15 protein-coding genes are annotated in these 12,536 nt (G+C 72.7%); 9 read left to right on the top strand and 6 right to left on the bottom strand.

From position 1 onward, the window contains the following. The first annotated feature begins 75 nt into the window (after positions 1-75). Positions 76-351, top strand: a complete 276-nt coding sequence (locus O7635_RS35310; RefSeq protein ID WP_278084828.1) for a hypothetical protein — start codon at positions 76-78, stop codon at positions 349-351. 45 nt (positions 352-396) lie between these two features. Here O7635_RS35310 and O7635_RS35305 read toward each other — a convergent pair whose 3' ends face one another. Further along, a complete protein-coding gene (locus tag O7635_RS35305; protein WP_203700828.1) occupies positions 397-1,089 on the bottom strand; it encodes a Crp/Fnr family transcriptional regulator in 693 nt (230 codons plus the stop codon). 294 nt (positions 1,090-1,383) lie between these two features. Between O7635_RS35305 and O7635_RS35300 the strand changes: the two genes are divergently transcribed. Beyond that, on the top strand, positions 1,384-2,256 hold the full coding sequence (locus O7635_RS35300) for a phosphotransferase (RefSeq protein WP_278084827.1): 873 nt from the start codon (positions 1,384-1,386) through the stop codon (positions 2,254-2,256). On the opposite strand, the gene O7635_RS35295 is transcribed toward O7635_RS35300, so the two are convergent. After that, positions 2,242-3,069, bottom strand: coding sequence for a DUF1028 domain-containing protein (locus O7635_RS35295; RefSeq protein WP_278084826.1), 828 nt, complete (start codon positions 3,067-3,069; stop codon positions 2,242-2,244). The two genes, O7635_RS35300 and O7635_RS35295, sit on opposite strands and share 15 nt — an antisense overlap. A 50-nt stretch (positions 3,070-3,119) precedes the next feature. Between O7635_RS35295 and O7635_RS35290 the strand changes: the two genes are divergently transcribed. From O7635_RS35290 to O7635_RS35275, 4 genes are all read left to right on the top strand, one after another. Next, a complete protein-coding gene (locus O7635_RS35290) occupies positions 3,120-3,611 on the top strand; it encodes a polyadenylate-specific 3'-exoribonuclease AS (protein WP_278084825.1) in 492 nt (163 codons plus the stop codon). Between the two features lie 173 nt (positions 3,612-3,784). Continuing rightward, positions 3,785-4,813 (top strand): 6-phosphofructokinase, encoded by a 1,029-nt coding sequence (locus O7635_RS35285; protein ID WP_278084824.1) that lies wholly within the window; start codon positions 3,785-3,787, stop codon positions 4,811-4,813. Positions 4,814-4,840: 27 nt separating this feature from the next. Continuing rightward, positions 4,841-5,653, top strand: a complete 813-nt coding sequence (gene proC, locus O7635_RS35280) for a pyrroline-5-carboxylate reductase (protein WP_278084823.1) — start codon at positions 4,841-4,843, stop codon at positions 5,651-5,653. 107 nt (positions 5,654-5,760) lie between these two features. After that, positions 5,761-6,144, top strand: coding sequence for a hypothetical protein (locus O7635_RS35275; protein WP_278084822.1), 384 nt, complete (start codon positions 5,761-5,763; stop codon positions 6,142-6,144). A gap of 80 nt (positions 6,145-6,224) precedes the next feature. Here O7635_RS35275 and O7635_RS35270 read toward each other — a convergent pair whose 3' ends face one another. The 4 genes from O7635_RS35270 to O7635_RS35255 all read right to left on the bottom strand — a co-directional run bounded on the left by O7635_RS35270 (position 6,225) and on the right by O7635_RS35255 (position 8,831). Beyond that, the gene (locus O7635_RS35270) at positions 6,225-6,536 is read right to left on the bottom strand and encodes a hypothetical protein (protein ID WP_278084821.1); all 312 of its coding nucleotides are present in this window, start codon (positions 6,534-6,536) and stop codon (positions 6,225-6,227) included. Between the two features lie 19 nt (positions 6,537-6,555). Then, positions 6,556-7,287, bottom strand: coding sequence for a class F sortase (locus O7635_RS35265; RefSeq protein WP_278084820.1), 732 nt, complete (start codon positions 7,285-7,287; stop codon positions 6,556-6,558). Between the two features lie 8 nt (positions 7,288-7,295). Next, positions 7,296-8,165 carry a DUF4397 domain-containing protein gene (locus O7635_RS35260; RefSeq protein ID WP_278084819.1) on the bottom strand — a complete coding sequence of 290 codons (870 nt, stop codon included), beginning with the start codon at positions 8,163-8,165 and terminating at the stop codon, positions 7,296-7,298. Between the two features lie 180 nt (positions 8,166-8,345). Next, entirely contained in the window at positions 8,346-8,831 is a 486-nt protein-coding gene (locus O7635_RS35255; protein WP_278084818.1) for a glutathione peroxidase, read from the bottom strand. A 124-nt stretch (positions 8,832-8,955) separates the two neighbouring features. Between O7635_RS35255 and O7635_RS35250 the strand changes: the two genes are divergently transcribed. The 3 genes from O7635_RS35250 (at position 8,956) to O7635_RS35240 (ending at position 12,384) form a co-directional block, all read left to right on the top strand. Continuing rightward, a complete protein-coding gene (locus O7635_RS35250; protein ID WP_278084817.1) occupies positions 8,956-10,581 on the top strand; it encodes a glycosyl hydrolase family 18 protein in 1,626 nt (541 codons plus the stop codon). Positions 10,582-10,737: 156 nt separating this feature from the next. Continuing rightward, positions 10,738-11,151: a YciI family protein gene (locus O7635_RS35245; RefSeq protein ID WP_278084816.1), complete on the top strand. Its 414-nt coding sequence runs from the start codon at positions 10,738-10,740 to the stop codon at positions 11,149-11,151. A 12-nt stretch (positions 11,152-11,163) separates the two neighbouring features. After that, complete coding sequence (locus O7635_RS35240) at positions 11,164-12,384, top strand: DUF6596 domain-containing protein (RefSeq protein ID WP_278084815.1); 1,221 nt, start codon at positions 11,164-11,166, stop codon at positions 12,382-12,384. Positions 12,385-12,536: the final 152 nt, after the last annotated feature.

The following is a 12,536-nucleotide window of genomic DNA, read 5'->3' as shown; positions in this document are numbered from 1 at the left end:
AGTGGACAGTCCACCGTGGCGGCCCGTGGGTAGAGTCGGCCGCGGCCGAGATCCATTCGCGACAGGAGGACATAGATGGTGCACGTACGGCTCGAGAAGGACTGGACCGACCAGACCGGGGTCGAGCACGCCGCGGGGGCGAGCGTCGACGTCGACGCCGCCACCTTGGCCGCGCTGCAGGCCGACGGCGTCGTGGCCGGCGACGACGTGAAGTCGCAGGGCTGGATGGGGCCGACCAACGAGGAGCCCCCGGCCACCGACCCCGACGGGTGGATGGGCCCGACCGCGCCGCCCAAGGACGACGCCGAGGCGAAGGGCTGGATGGGCCCGACCGCGCCGCCCGCCAACTGACGTCGCACCCGATGGGCCCCTGGCGCGTGCGCGCCGGGGGCCTTTCTAGCGGTCGGGCATGCCGGCGCGGCGGCGCAGGGCGGCCACGTCGGTGACGACGATCCGCCGGCCCTCGGTGCGCAACCAGCCGCGGTTGGCGAACGAGCCGATCGCCTGGTTGACGCTCTGCCGCGAGCCGCCGGCCATCTCCGCGAGCTGGCTCTGGTTGAGCTCGATGGTGATCATCGGGGCCTGGCTCTCGCCGGCCAGCCGGACCAGGGTCTTGGCCACCCGGCCGGGCAGGTCGAGGAAGACGTGGTCGGCGTTCTGCTCGGTGAGCCGGCGGATCAGCGCGCCGAGGGAACGCATCACCGCGTCGAGGATGCGCGGGTTGGAGTGCACCAGTTCCATGAACGCCGAGCGGGACAGCGCGAGCGCGGTGCAGTCCTCGATCGCCTCGGCCGACGTCGACCGGGTCGACGCGTCCAGCAGCGACACCTCGCCGAGTGTCCCGGGTGGACGGACGACGGAGAGCACGGCCCGCTCGCCGGTCGGCGCGGTGACGAACACGGCGACGGCGCCCCGGCGCAGCACGATCAGCGACTCGCCCGGGTCGTTCTCGACGAACAGCAGCTGGCCCTTGCGGTAGGTGCGGGGCACCGCGGCGGCGATCACCCGCTGTCGCACCTCAGGCTCGAGCCCGGCGAACAGCTCGACCCCGGTCAGAGCGTCGCCAGGATCTGGTAGGCGACCCTCCACGACCCCTCCCTAGGACACATCCCACTAACCGACCCATCGGCCGGCAACACATCAGATCATGTCGTTCCTGTCGCGTGCTGTACACCCCTGAAATCGCTTCCGTGACAGTCCCGTGTTGTCCGTTCGGGCAGGCTGACTGCCAGACCCGCTGCTGGTGGGGGCCATACGGGGGAACGGCGGGCCCTCAGGGGGGTGCGGGGCGGACCGGTCGGAAGAGATCACTGGGGGGTGTCTCTTCCGGCCGTTCGCCCATTTCCCGGACCGGCGCCCCCGCGGCGGCGGATAATCCCCGCCGTGGCAGACGACGCGGTCGCGCTCGCGGCCCTGCGCGGCGGGTGGCAGCACGTGCCCGCCCGCCTCGACCCGGTGTCGCTCGGCGGCACGGCGGCCACCGCCTGGGTGGCCAGCATCTCCGGCGCCTGCCACCTGGTGGCCCGGGTGCCGCTCGGCAAGCGGCTGCGGTTCGAGGCGGGGCTGACCGCCGCCTGCCACCTCGCCGAGCGTGGCATGGCGGCGGGGGAGCCGGTCCGGGCGCTCTCCGGCGCGCTGGTCGCCGAGCACGACGGCTGGGCGTACGGCCTGGTCCGCTGCCCACCCGGCCGACCGCTCGCGGCCGGCGACCCCATCGACCAGCAGTGGTGGGGCGACGCCCTGGCGCGGCTGCACGCCGGGATGGACGGCTTCGCGCACGCCGGTCTGGCGCCGTGGCACCGGGTGCGCCCGGAGGCCGCCCACCTCGACCTCGAACCCTGGCTGCGGCCGGCGGTCGTGGCCGCGTACTCGGCGCTGACCCGGCTGTGCGTCACCGACCGGCTCACCTACGGCGTGCTGCACGGCCGGCCGGGCCCCGCGGTCTTCCGGCTCGACCCGGCGACCGGCCGCACCGGCGTGGTCTGCTGGGGTCCGGCGGCGACCGGCCCCCTGGTCGCCGACCTCGCGGCGGCCGTCACCCACGCCGGCGGGACGGGCACCGACGAGCTCGTCGACGGCTACGCGGCCGCCGGCGCCGTGCACCGCGACGAGATCGACGCCGCCCTGCCGGTGCTGCTCCCGTTCCACTGGGCGGCCCGCGCCGACGCCGCCGCCCGCCGCCTGGCGACCGCGCCCACCGACGAATCGGCGCGCACGACCCTCGCCGCCGCGCGGGCGGCGCTAGCTGCCGCGTAGGTGGGCCAGCACCAGCGGGTCGATCTTGCCCGGGACCATCCGCTCCTCGAGGTTCTCGACGCCGGCCCAGCTGGCCAGGGCGTCGTCGAGCGAGGCGCCCTCGTGGCCGGCGGCCACCAGCCGGCCGCGCACCTCGGCCGCCAGCGGCCCGTCGAGGGCCAGCAGGGTGGCCGGATCCGGCTTGCCGAACAGCAGCTCGTGCATGTCGAGCAGGCGGGCGAGCTCCGGCAGCGGCTGCGCGTGGTCGTCCACCCGCAGGTCGGCCACCACGTCGCTGGTGCCGCCGTAGCCCTGCCCGCGGGCGACGACGAGCAGGGCGGCGCTCTGCCGGCCGCGCTTGTCGCCGCCGGCCTCGTCGCCGGCGGCCAGCGCGGCCAGCAGCCGCCGGGCCAGCGGGGCGGCCGGGTCCGACGCGAGCCAGGCCGCCTCCATCGCCTCGACCACCTGCGGGCCGACCAGGATGTTGCCCTGGATCGCGTACCCGTCGCCGGTCACGCCGCCCGCCCAGTCGTGGCAGCCGTCACCGGTGAAGGTCGCGCCGTCGCCGGTCGCGCCGACGACGCCGACCTGGCGTTGGGCCCGCCCGTCGTCGGCGGCGGTGAGTCCGGCGACCACACCGGCCGCGTCCACGCCGGTCCGCAGCAGCGCCAGCGCCTGTGGCCGGTAGGCCAGGTTCGCGTAGGACTGCGTGGCCACGGCGCCGATCTCCGCCTCGGCCGCCGGGACCGCGGCCCCGACGGCGAGGAACTTGCTGGCGACGGCGATGCCGTGGGCCTGCCCGTCGGCCGACCGCGCCACGATCGAGAACGTCATGACCGGGCACGGTAACGAATCTTCGGTCGGATGGGCCAGGATGGAGGTCGATGACCTACCGCTACTTCTACGACTGTGAGTTCATCGAGGACGGCCGCACGGTCGACCTCGTGTCGATCGGCGTCGTCGACGAGAACGGGCGTGAGTTCTACGCCGTGTCGACCGAGTTCGACAGCTCCCGGGCCGTTCCCTGGGTGCGCCGCAACGTGCTCGACAAGCTGCCCTCGCCGGCCGACCCGGCCTGGCGGTCCCGCGAGCGGATCCGCGACGACCTCTACGCGTTCCTGGTCGAGCCGCTGCGCGGCGCCGGCGGCACGATCGAGCTGTGGGCCTGGTACGCCGCGTACGACCACGTGGTGCTGGCCCAGCTCTGGGGAGCGATGCCGGCGTTGCCCCGGGTGATTCCGCGATTCACCAAGGAGCTCCGCCAGCTCTGGGACGATCTGGGCAAACCGCCCCTGCCGCCCGCCCCCGCCGACCAGCACGACGCGCTCGCCGACGCCCGCCACAACCTGGCCCGGTGGAAAGCGATGCGACCCTGACAGTTCACCGTCCGGTAGGTGGGTCGCGCTGGTAGGGCTTCTGCCCGGCGACTACAGTGCGCAGTTGGCGGCCCGCCCCGGGCCGGCAACGACGCCGATTATCGATCCTGGGGCTTTCTGGCCATGTCTGCCCCCTTTGGGGCGAGGATCGCAATCAGGAGGATGAGCAGATCATGCGAATCGGCGTGCTCACCGGCGGCGGAGACTGTCCTGGTCTGAACGCGGTGATCCGGGCGGTCGTCCGCAAGGGCGTCTCCAGCTACGGGCACGAGTTCGTGGGCTTCCGGGACGGCTGGCGGGGTCCGCTCGAGGGCCTGACCATGCCGCTGGGCATCCCCGAGGTCCGCGGCATCCTGCCGCGCGGCGGCACCATCCTCGGCTCGTCCCGCACCAACCCGTTCAAGATCGAGAACGGCGTCGAGCAGATCAAGAACAACCTGCAGGCGATGGGCGTCGACGCGCTGGTCGCGATCGGCGGCGAGGACACCCTGGGCGTCGCCACCAAGCTCAACGAGCTCGACGTGCACGTCGTCGGTGTGCCGAAGACGATCGACAACGACCTGGGCGCCACCGACTACACGTTCGGCTTCGACACCGCGGTCAACATCGCGATGGAGGCGATCGACCGCCTGCACACCACTGCGGAGAGTCACCACCGCACGCTGGTCGTCGAGGTCATGGGCCGGCACGCCGGCTGGATCGCCCTGCACGCCGGCCTGGCCGGCGGCGCCAACGTGATCCTGCTGCCGGAGCGCAACTTCGACGTCGAGCAGGTCGCGGGCTACGTCGAGAAGCGTTTCCAGCACCAGTACGCGCCGATCGTCGTCGTCGCCGAGGGCGCCCAGCCGCTCGACGGCCAGATGGTCCTGCACAACCAGGAGCTCGACGCGTTCGGCCACGTCCGGCTCGGTGGCATCGGCCAGTGGCTGGCCGAGCAACTCGAGGCGAAGACCGGCAAGGAGGCCCGCACGGTCGTGCTCGGCCACATCCAGCGCGGCGGCACGCCGACCGCGTTCGACCGGGTGCTGGCCACCCGGCTGGGCCTGCACGCGATCGACGCGGTCAACGACGGCGACTGGGGCAAGATGGTCGCCCTGCAGGGCACCGACGTCGTCCGCGTCCCGCTGGCCGAGGCGACCCGCGAGCTGAAGACCGTGCCGCTGGAGCGCTACACCGAGGCCGAGGTCTTCTTCGGCAGCTGAGCACGTGCGACGAGGGGGCGGGCAGCCATGACGGACAAGACGGTCGCCGTGATCGGCGCGGGCAAGATCGGCGAGCTGATGCTCTCCGGCCTGTTGCGCGCCGGCTGGCCCGTCGGCCGGCTGCTCGCCACCTCGCGGCGCTCCGAGCGCGCCGACGAACTGCGCGAGCGCTACGGCGTGCGGGTCGTCGACAACCTCACCGCCGTGGCCGAGGCCGACGTGCTCGCGATCGCGGTCAAGCCGCAGGACGCGAGCGCGCTGCTGGCCGACATCGGCCCGAAGGTGCCCGGCGACAAGCTGGTCATCTCGCTCTGCGCCGGCCTGCCGACCAGCTTCTTCGCCAAGCGGCTGCAGGACGGCGTGCCGATCGTGCGGGTGATGACCAACACCCCGGCCCTGGTCGACGAGGCGATGACGGCGATCTCGGCCGGCCCGCACGTCACCGGCGCGCATCTGGCCCTGGCCGAGGAGATGTTCAAGCCGCTCGGCGCGACGATCCGGGTGCCGGAGTCGCAGCAGGACGCGGTGACCGCGCTGTCCGGCTCCGGGCCGGCCTATTTCTATCTGCTGGTCGAGGCGATGGTCGACGCCGGCATCCTGCTCGGCCTGCCCCGGCAGGTGGCGCACGACCTGATCGTGCAGACCGCGATCGGCTCGGCGGTGATGCTCCGCGACTCCGGCGAGCACCCGGTCAAGCTGCGCGAAGCGGTCACGTCGCCGGCCGGGACGACCATCTCGGCGATCCGCGAGCTGGAGAACCACGGCGTCCGCGCGGCCCTGCTCGCGGCCCTCGAGGCGGCCCGCGACCGGGCGCGTGAACTGGCTGAACAGAACTCCTGAGCACACGTTCGTGGTGATTCATTCACGCCGCTGAGCCTTTCGCGGCCCGCCGCCGTGGCCTTACCGTCATTACAGATGGTGAAGCCACGATTGCAGGAGGTACGGGCATGCGACGTCTCGCCACCGTTGTCGCCGCCGCCGCGGCGGCCCTCTGGGTCGCGGCCCCCGCCTCCGCCTTCGCACACGCCAACGTGGTCAACCCCTACGTGCACGCGGCGCTCGACGTGCTGACGCTGGCCGTCGTCACGGCGCCACTGTGGACCGCCTACTTCTGGGCCGGTCGCCGGCTCCCGCTGGTCGCCCTGGTCGCGGTGGTCCAGCTCCCGGTGGCCGTCATCGGGTTCACCCGGTTCCTCGACCCGCTCTGGCACGGCGTCGCACTGGTCGCCGCGCTCGCACTGACCTTGTTCTCGCTCGTCACCGTGCGCCGGCTCGCCACCGCGCACGCGGGCACGACCACCGCGGAACCCGCCGCCGCGACGGTCGACTAGCCCGACCCGGGACCGGTGCTCATCCGGGGAAACGCAGGCGCTCGTTCGGGGATTCGCGGTTCCCGAGCCGACACCGGGCGTCAGCGGGGATCGAGCACCGGGCCCAGGGTGGCCAACAGGTCGCGCACCGCGTCGACGGAGGGGCAGCCCCGGCGCGGTGCGCCCCACCCGTGCGCCCCGGCGTACGCGGTGAACCTGCAGTGCGGCTCGTCCGCGTAGCCCCAGGCCATGAAGACCTCGACACCGGCGTAGCGGTAGACGCCGACGGACTCGATCCGGGCCCCGGCCGCGCGGCGGTGGAACGTCGCGTGCAGGCCGAGCAGCTTCGTGCCGTCGAGGTCGACGTCGGCGGTCTCCCGGTGCACCTCGAAACGGGTCAGGTCGGGCAGCACGCCATGGTCAACGAGACCGTCAGCGCCACGTGGTGGGTCCATCCCCTTTGGACTCGGGGAGCTGGGGCGCGCGGGCGTCGACGGCGTAGACGACGACGTTGTCGCGGTAGGAGCGCTTGCGGTGGTCGAACTCGCCGCCGCAGGTGATCAGCCGCAGCTCGGCGCCGGGCGTCGCGCCGTACACCTTGGCCGTGGGGAACCTGTTCTTCGGGTAGTGGTCGGTCTTGACCACCCGGAACGGGACCCACTGGTCGCCGCGCCGCACCTCGACCGTGTCGCCGGGGCGCAGTTCGCGCAGCCGGAAGAAGACGGCCGGGCCGCGGTGCGAGTCGACGTGGCCCGCGATCACCGCGGGACCGGGCTCGCCGGGCAGGGTGCCCTGCTCGTACCAGCCGGCCTTGGCGAAGTCGGTCGGCGCCTCGAGCTCGCCTTTGCCGTCGAGGTCGAGTCCGACCAGGGTGGACCGGATGGCCACCCTGGGGATGCGCACCTCGGACGGCGGCGGCAGGGCGGCGAGCGGGTCCACGACCTCGGCCAGCTGGACCGGCCGGGCGCAGTCGGCGGTGCAGCCGACGTGCCAGCGCGCCTGCGTCGGCGGTGGCGCCGACTCGCCGGCGGCGAGGCCGAGCGAGGCGCCGGCGGCCGCGCAGAGGGTCAGTGCCGTCGCCGTGAGGCCGAGGACGGTGGTGCGGCGCGCCGGCCGGCTCCAGCGGTGCCGGATGACCGCTGGAGCTGGCCGGATCTCGCTCAAGGGCGGCCCTACCAGGTGGGCCGGGCCCGCCGGCGCAGGGCGACGGCGCCGGCGCCGACCAGGCCGGCCAGCGCGACGAGGGCCACACCGGTGATCAGCGCGATCGTGGTGCCGCTGCTGGTGCCGCCGCCGCCCGTCTCGACGCCGCCGACCGGGGTGATCTCGCCGGCCTTGGCGTCAACCTTGAGGTCGGTGGTCAGCCCGTCCTTGCCGTCGAGCACCAGCAGCGAATAGGTGGTGCCGCCGGTCAGGGCGCACTTGGCCTTGGTCGCCTGGCCACCCTGCGGGGTCAGGTCGACCGTCCAGTCGCCGGGCTTGACGTCGCGGTAGGGCGTCGTGGTGGCGAACTGGACCCCGGTGGCGACGGTCGGTCCGTCGGCCACCTTGACGTCGAGCGTCGGCGCCTTCACGGACGCCTGCAGGATCCGGACCTTCGACTGGTCGGCCGGCGGCGCGCTGATGTCGTCCTCGATGACCGACAGGCCGAGCTCGGCGAACCGGCCGGTGCCGGCGACGGTGTGCGCGCTGCCCTCGGTGACCTTGACGTCCTCGGTCAGCACGGGCTTGGACTTGGGGTCGGCGCCCACCTTGCGCATGGAGACCGCGTAGGTCCCGGGCGGGACCGACAGGTAGTCGGACATGACGCCGTAGGGCACCGCGTCGAACTTGAGGCCTTTCATCTTCCCGCCGAGGTCGTCGACGTAGACGTCGACCGGCGGGGTGTCGGGGGAGAGGTGGGCCAGGCGGACGTAGCCGACCCCGGCCTCGGCCGCGGCCGGGGCGGCGATCGCGGCGGTCAGGCCGGCGCCGAGCAGCACGGCGCCGGCGGCACCGACCAGGCGGCGCAGCGCGCGGGGGGAGGGACGCGCAGCGTTCATGGAACCTCCTGCGGACGAGGATCGCAGCACGCGAAACAGAGTCCCGTCAGTCGGACCGGACCGCAAGTCCTGGAAGGTGGAAAAAACTGACAATGCCCGGATCATGTCCAGTTGGTCTACGGGGGAGGCCGAATGGCCTCCCCCGAGCGGATCTCGTGAACGGGCCTCGCGCCCGCACTGTCAGGGGAGCTGGCGCTCGACCGCGGCGACCAGTTCCGGCGCGTCCGGCGTGACCTGCGGGCCGAACCGCGCGGCGACCGAGCCGTCCGGCGCGACGAGGAACTTCTCGAAGTTCCAGCGGATGTCGCCGGTGTGGCCGTCGGCGTCGGGGGTGTCCACCAGGGACGCGTAGAGGGGATGCCGGCCGGGCCCGTTGACCTCGACCTTCTCGGTCAGCGGGAAGGTGACGCCGTAGTTCACCGAGCAGAACTCGGCGATCTCCTCGGCGCTGCCCGGCTCCTGGCCCATGAACTGGTTGCAGGGCACGCCGAGCACGACCAGGCCGCGCTCCGCGTAGGTGTCGTAGAGCTTCTGGAGACCCGCGTACTGCGGGGTGAGTCCGCACTTCGAGGCCACGTTGACGACCAGCACCGCCTTGCCGGCGTACTGGGTGAGGTCGGCCGGGCCGCCGACGAGCGCGCCGATCTCGGCGTCGAGCACTGTCATGGCGGTGACGTTACTAGATCCACTCAGAAATCGACGTATGCACATCTTGACGAGGTGTTGCCCTGGTGAGTAGCGTCTCACCATCATCTATTTGGAAAGTTTCCTAACTAAAAGGAGACGCCCTATGAGAACCTCGGTGCGCCGGGCCGTCTGGGCCGGCGTCGCGGCGGTGGTGGTCGCCGCCGCCGTGCCGGTCGCCTCCGCCTTCGGCGCCGGCACCGTCACCGCCACCTTCGCCGCCGCCTCCGACTGGGGCAGCGGGCACGAGGCGCGGGTGACCGTCACCAACGGCTCGTCCGCGGCGCTGTCGACGTGGCGGATCGAGTTCGACCTGCCGGCCGGCACCACGATGGGCAGCTTCTGGGATGCCGACGTGACGCGCACCGGCAACCACTACGTGGCCGTCAAGAAGAGCTGGATGGGCCCGCTCAACCCGGGCGCGTCGGTGAGCTGGGGCTACAACGGCACGGGGGCCTACCGCGCGCCGCTGAACTGCACGATCAACGGCGCCGCGTGCTCCACCGGCACGACGCCGACCAACCCGCCGACCGGCAACCCCACGAACCCGCCGACGGGCAACCCGACCAACCCGCCCACCGGCAACCCGACGAACCCGCCGACCAACCCGCCGACCGGCGGCAAGAAGCTGATCGGCTACTTCGCCGAGTGGGGCGTCTACGCCCGCAACTACCACGTCAGGAACATCCACACGAGCGGCTCGGCGGCCAAGCTGACGCACATCCTCTACGCGTTCGGCAACACCACCGGCGGCCGGTGCTCGATCGGCGACTCGTACGCGGACTACGAGAAGGCCTACACGGCCGCGGACAGCGTCGACGGCGTCGCGGACACCTGGGACCAGCCGCTGCGCGGCAACTTCAACCAGCTCCGCAAGCTCAAGCGGATGTACCCGCATCTCAAGGTGATCTACTCGATCGGCGGCTGGACCTGGTCGGGCGGCTTCACCCAGGCCGCGCAGAATCCGGCGGCGTTCGCCGAGTCCTGCTACCAGATGGTCGAGGACCCGCGCTGGGCCGACGTCTTCGACGGCATCGACATCGACTGGGAGTACCCGAACGCCTGCGGGCTCTCCTGCGACGCCAGCGGTCCCAACGCGTTCAAGAACGTGATGGCCGCCCTGCGCAGCCGCTTCGGGTCGTCCGCCCTGGTCACGGCGGCGATCACGGCCGACGGCAGCGCCGGTGGCAAGATCGACGCGACTGACTACGCAGGCGCCGCCAACAGCGTCAACTGGTTCATGCCCATGACGTACGACTACTTCGGCGCCTGGGCGGCGCAGGGTCCCACCGCCCCGCACTCGCCGCTGACGTCGTACGCCGGCATTCCCACCCCGAACTTCTACGCCGACGCGGCGATCCAGAAGCTGAAGAGCAAGGGCATCCCCGCCAGCAAGCTGCTGCTCGGCATCGGCTTCTACGGCAAGGGGTGGACCGGGGTGACCCAGGAGGCGCCGGGAGGCAGCGCCACCGGTCCGGCGCCGGGCACCTACGAGCCGGGCGTCGAGGACTACAAGGTGCTCAAGAACAGTTGCCCGGCAAACCGGACGATCGCCGGCACGGCGTACGCCAAGTGCGGCAGCAACTGGTGGAGCTACGACACCCCGGCGACCATCGGCGGGAAGATGTCGTACGCGAACGGCCAGGGTCTCGGCGGCGGCTTCTTCTGGGAGCTGTCCGGCGACACCGCCAACGGTGAGCTGATCTCGGCGATGAAGAACGGCCTGGGCTAGTCCCTCAGGCCAACGCAACACCCCACGGGGAGCGGAGGGTCGGTCGACGGCCCTCCGCTCCTCATTTCTTTGGGAGAGGATGTCCGGAGCGGGCGGCCGGCGCCGACGTCCCGGGTGAGAGGCGCCGAGCGGGCGCCGCGCACCGAGGAGACGACGATGAAATACATGATCATGCTGACCGGTTCCCAGCGCGACTTCGACATGCTCACCGGCTCGGGCGAGCAGGCGTGGACCCCGGCGGACCTGGCCGCCCTGCACGACTTCATGACCAAGTGGAACAACGAGCTCGTCGAGTCCGGCGAGTTCGTCGACGGGCAGGGCCTGGCCGCGCCGGTGCACACCCGCCGGGTCTCGCTGCGCGACGGGGTGCCGGTGGTCACCGACGGGCCGTACGCGGAGACGCAGGAGGTGCTCGCCGGCTACACGATCGTCGAGTGCGACAGCTTCGACCGGGCCACCGAGATCGCCGCCAAGCTGGCCCACACCCCGCACCCGCCCGGCGCGCAGCTCGCCAACGAGTGGCACGTCGACGTGCGGCCGATCGTCGGAGCCCCCGAGTTCGGCGACTAGGACAGGCCCTAGATGCTCGACCGGCCGACCGAGGACCTGCTGCGCGAGCTCGCGCCGCAGGTCCTCGGCGCGGTCGTGCGGCGCTACGGGCACTTCGACACCGCCGAGGACGCGGTGCAGGAGGCCCTGCTCGCGGCGGCCCGGCAGTGGCCGGCCGAGGGGGTGCCGGACAACCCGCGGGCCTGGCTGGTCCGCGTCGCGGCCCGCCGCCTGACCGACCTGCTCCGCGCCGACCAGGCCCGGCGCGGCCGCGAGGACGTGGTGGCCGCCTGGCCGGTCCCGGCGCCCGGCCCGGTCACCGACGACTCGCTGGTGCTGCTGTTCATGTGCTGCCACCCGGCCCTGTCGCCGGCGTCGCAGATCGCGCTCACCCTGCGCGCCGTCGGCGGCCTGACCACGCCGGAGGTGGCGCGGGCGTTCCTGGTGCCCGAGGACACCATGACCAGGCGGATCAGCCGGGCCAAGAAGTCCATCAAGGACAGCGGCGTCCCGTTCGGCCTGCCGCCGGCCGCCGAGCGCGCGACCCGGCTCGCCGCCGTGCTGCGCGTGCTCTATCTGATCTTCAACGAGGGCTACGTCGGCACGAGCGGGCCCACCCTGCAGCGGGTGGAGCTGTCGACCGAGGCCATCCGGCTGGCCCGCCTAGTGCACCGGCTGCTGCCCGACGACGCGGAGGCGACCGGCCTGCTCGCGCTGATGCTGCTGACCGACGCCCGGCGGGCGGCCCGCACCGCGCCGGACGGGACGCCGGTGCCGATGGCCGAGCAGGACCGCTCGCGCTGGGACCGGGACCAGATCGCCGAGGGCGTCGCGCTGATCTCGGCGGCCCTCCCACGCGGCGAGGCCGGCCCCTACCAGATCCAGGCCGCGATCGCCGCGATCCACGACGAGGCGCCGCGGGCGGAGGACACGGACTGGCCGCAGATCATGCTGCTCTACGAGATCCTGCTGGCCCAGGGCGACAACCCGGTGGTGGCGCTCAACCACGCGGTCGCGGTGGCGATGGTGCACGGCCCGGCGGCCGGGCTGGCGCTGCTCGACCCGCTGGGCAAGGACGACCGCCTGGCGGCGGACCACCGCTGGCACACGGCCCGCGCCCACCTGCTCGAGCTGTCCGGCGACCTCGACGCGGCCCGCTCCGCCTTCCTCACCGCCGCCGCGAAGACGATGAGCCCGCCGCAGCAGCGCTACCTCCACACCAGAGCGGAATACGTTCGACGGGCGCGCGGTTGATCCGTACCGTGACGGTCATGTTCTTCAGCAGCCCCGCGCGGCCCGCAGGCTTCCGCCTGCGGTGTGCCGCCGACGGCGCTGATCTCTGACCCTTCCTCGCAGCAGCAGAACCCGCGGGGAGGGGTTGGTCCCGGCCCGGTTCTGGCGCGGAG

This window comes from Asanoa sp. WMMD1127, assembly GCF_029626225.1.
Taxonomy (GTDB): domain Bacteria; phylum Actinomycetota; class Actinomycetes; order Mycobacteriales; family Micromonosporaceae; genus Asanoa.
This window is presented reverse-complemented; position numbering and strand designations above follow the sequence as displayed.

Bases quoted from the DNA above. Each gene is read 5' to 3' on its own strand.
- O7635_RS35310 (WP_278084828.1), top strand. From the start codon at position 76: ATGGTGCACGTACGGCTCGAGAAGGACTGGACCGACCAGACCGGGGTC.
- O7635_RS35295 (WP_278084826.1), bottom strand. From the start codon at position 3,069: ATGACGTTCTCGATCGTGGCGCGGTCGGCCGACGGGCAGGCCCACGGC.
- O7635_RS35290 (WP_278084825.1), top strand. From the start codon at position 3,120: ATGACCTACCGCTACTTCTACGACTGTGAGTTCATCGAGGACGGCCGC.
- O7635_RS35285 (WP_278084824.1), top strand. From the start codon at position 3,785: ATGCGAATCGGCGTGCTCACCGGCGGCGGAGACTGTCCTGGTCTGAAC.
- proC (WP_278084823.1), top strand. From the start codon at position 4,841: ATGACGGACAAGACGGTCGCCGTGATCGGCGCGGGCAAGATCGGCGAG.
- O7635_RS35275 (WP_278084822.1), top strand. From the start codon at position 5,761: ATGCGACGTCTCGCCACCGTTGTCGCCGCCGCCGCGGCGGCCCTCTGG.
- O7635_RS35260 (WP_278084819.1), bottom strand. From the start codon at position 8,165: ATGAACGCTGCGCGTCCCTCCCCCCGCGCGCTGCGCCGCCTGGTCGGT.
- O7635_RS35255 (WP_278084818.1), bottom strand. From the start codon at position 8,831: ATGACAGTGCTCGACGCCGAGATCGGCGCGCTCGTCGGCGGCCCGGCC.
- O7635_RS35250 (WP_278084817.1), top strand. From the start codon at position 8,956: ATGAGAACCTCGGTGCGCCGGGCCGTCTGGGCCGGCGTCGCGGCGGTG.
- O7635_RS35245 (WP_278084816.1), top strand. From the start codon at position 10,738: ATGAAATACATGATCATGCTGACCGGTTCCCAGCGCGACTTCGACATG.
- O7635_RS35240 (WP_278084815.1), top strand. From the start codon at position 11,164: ATGCTCGACCGGCCGACCGAGGACCTGCTGCGCGAGCTCGCGCCGCAG.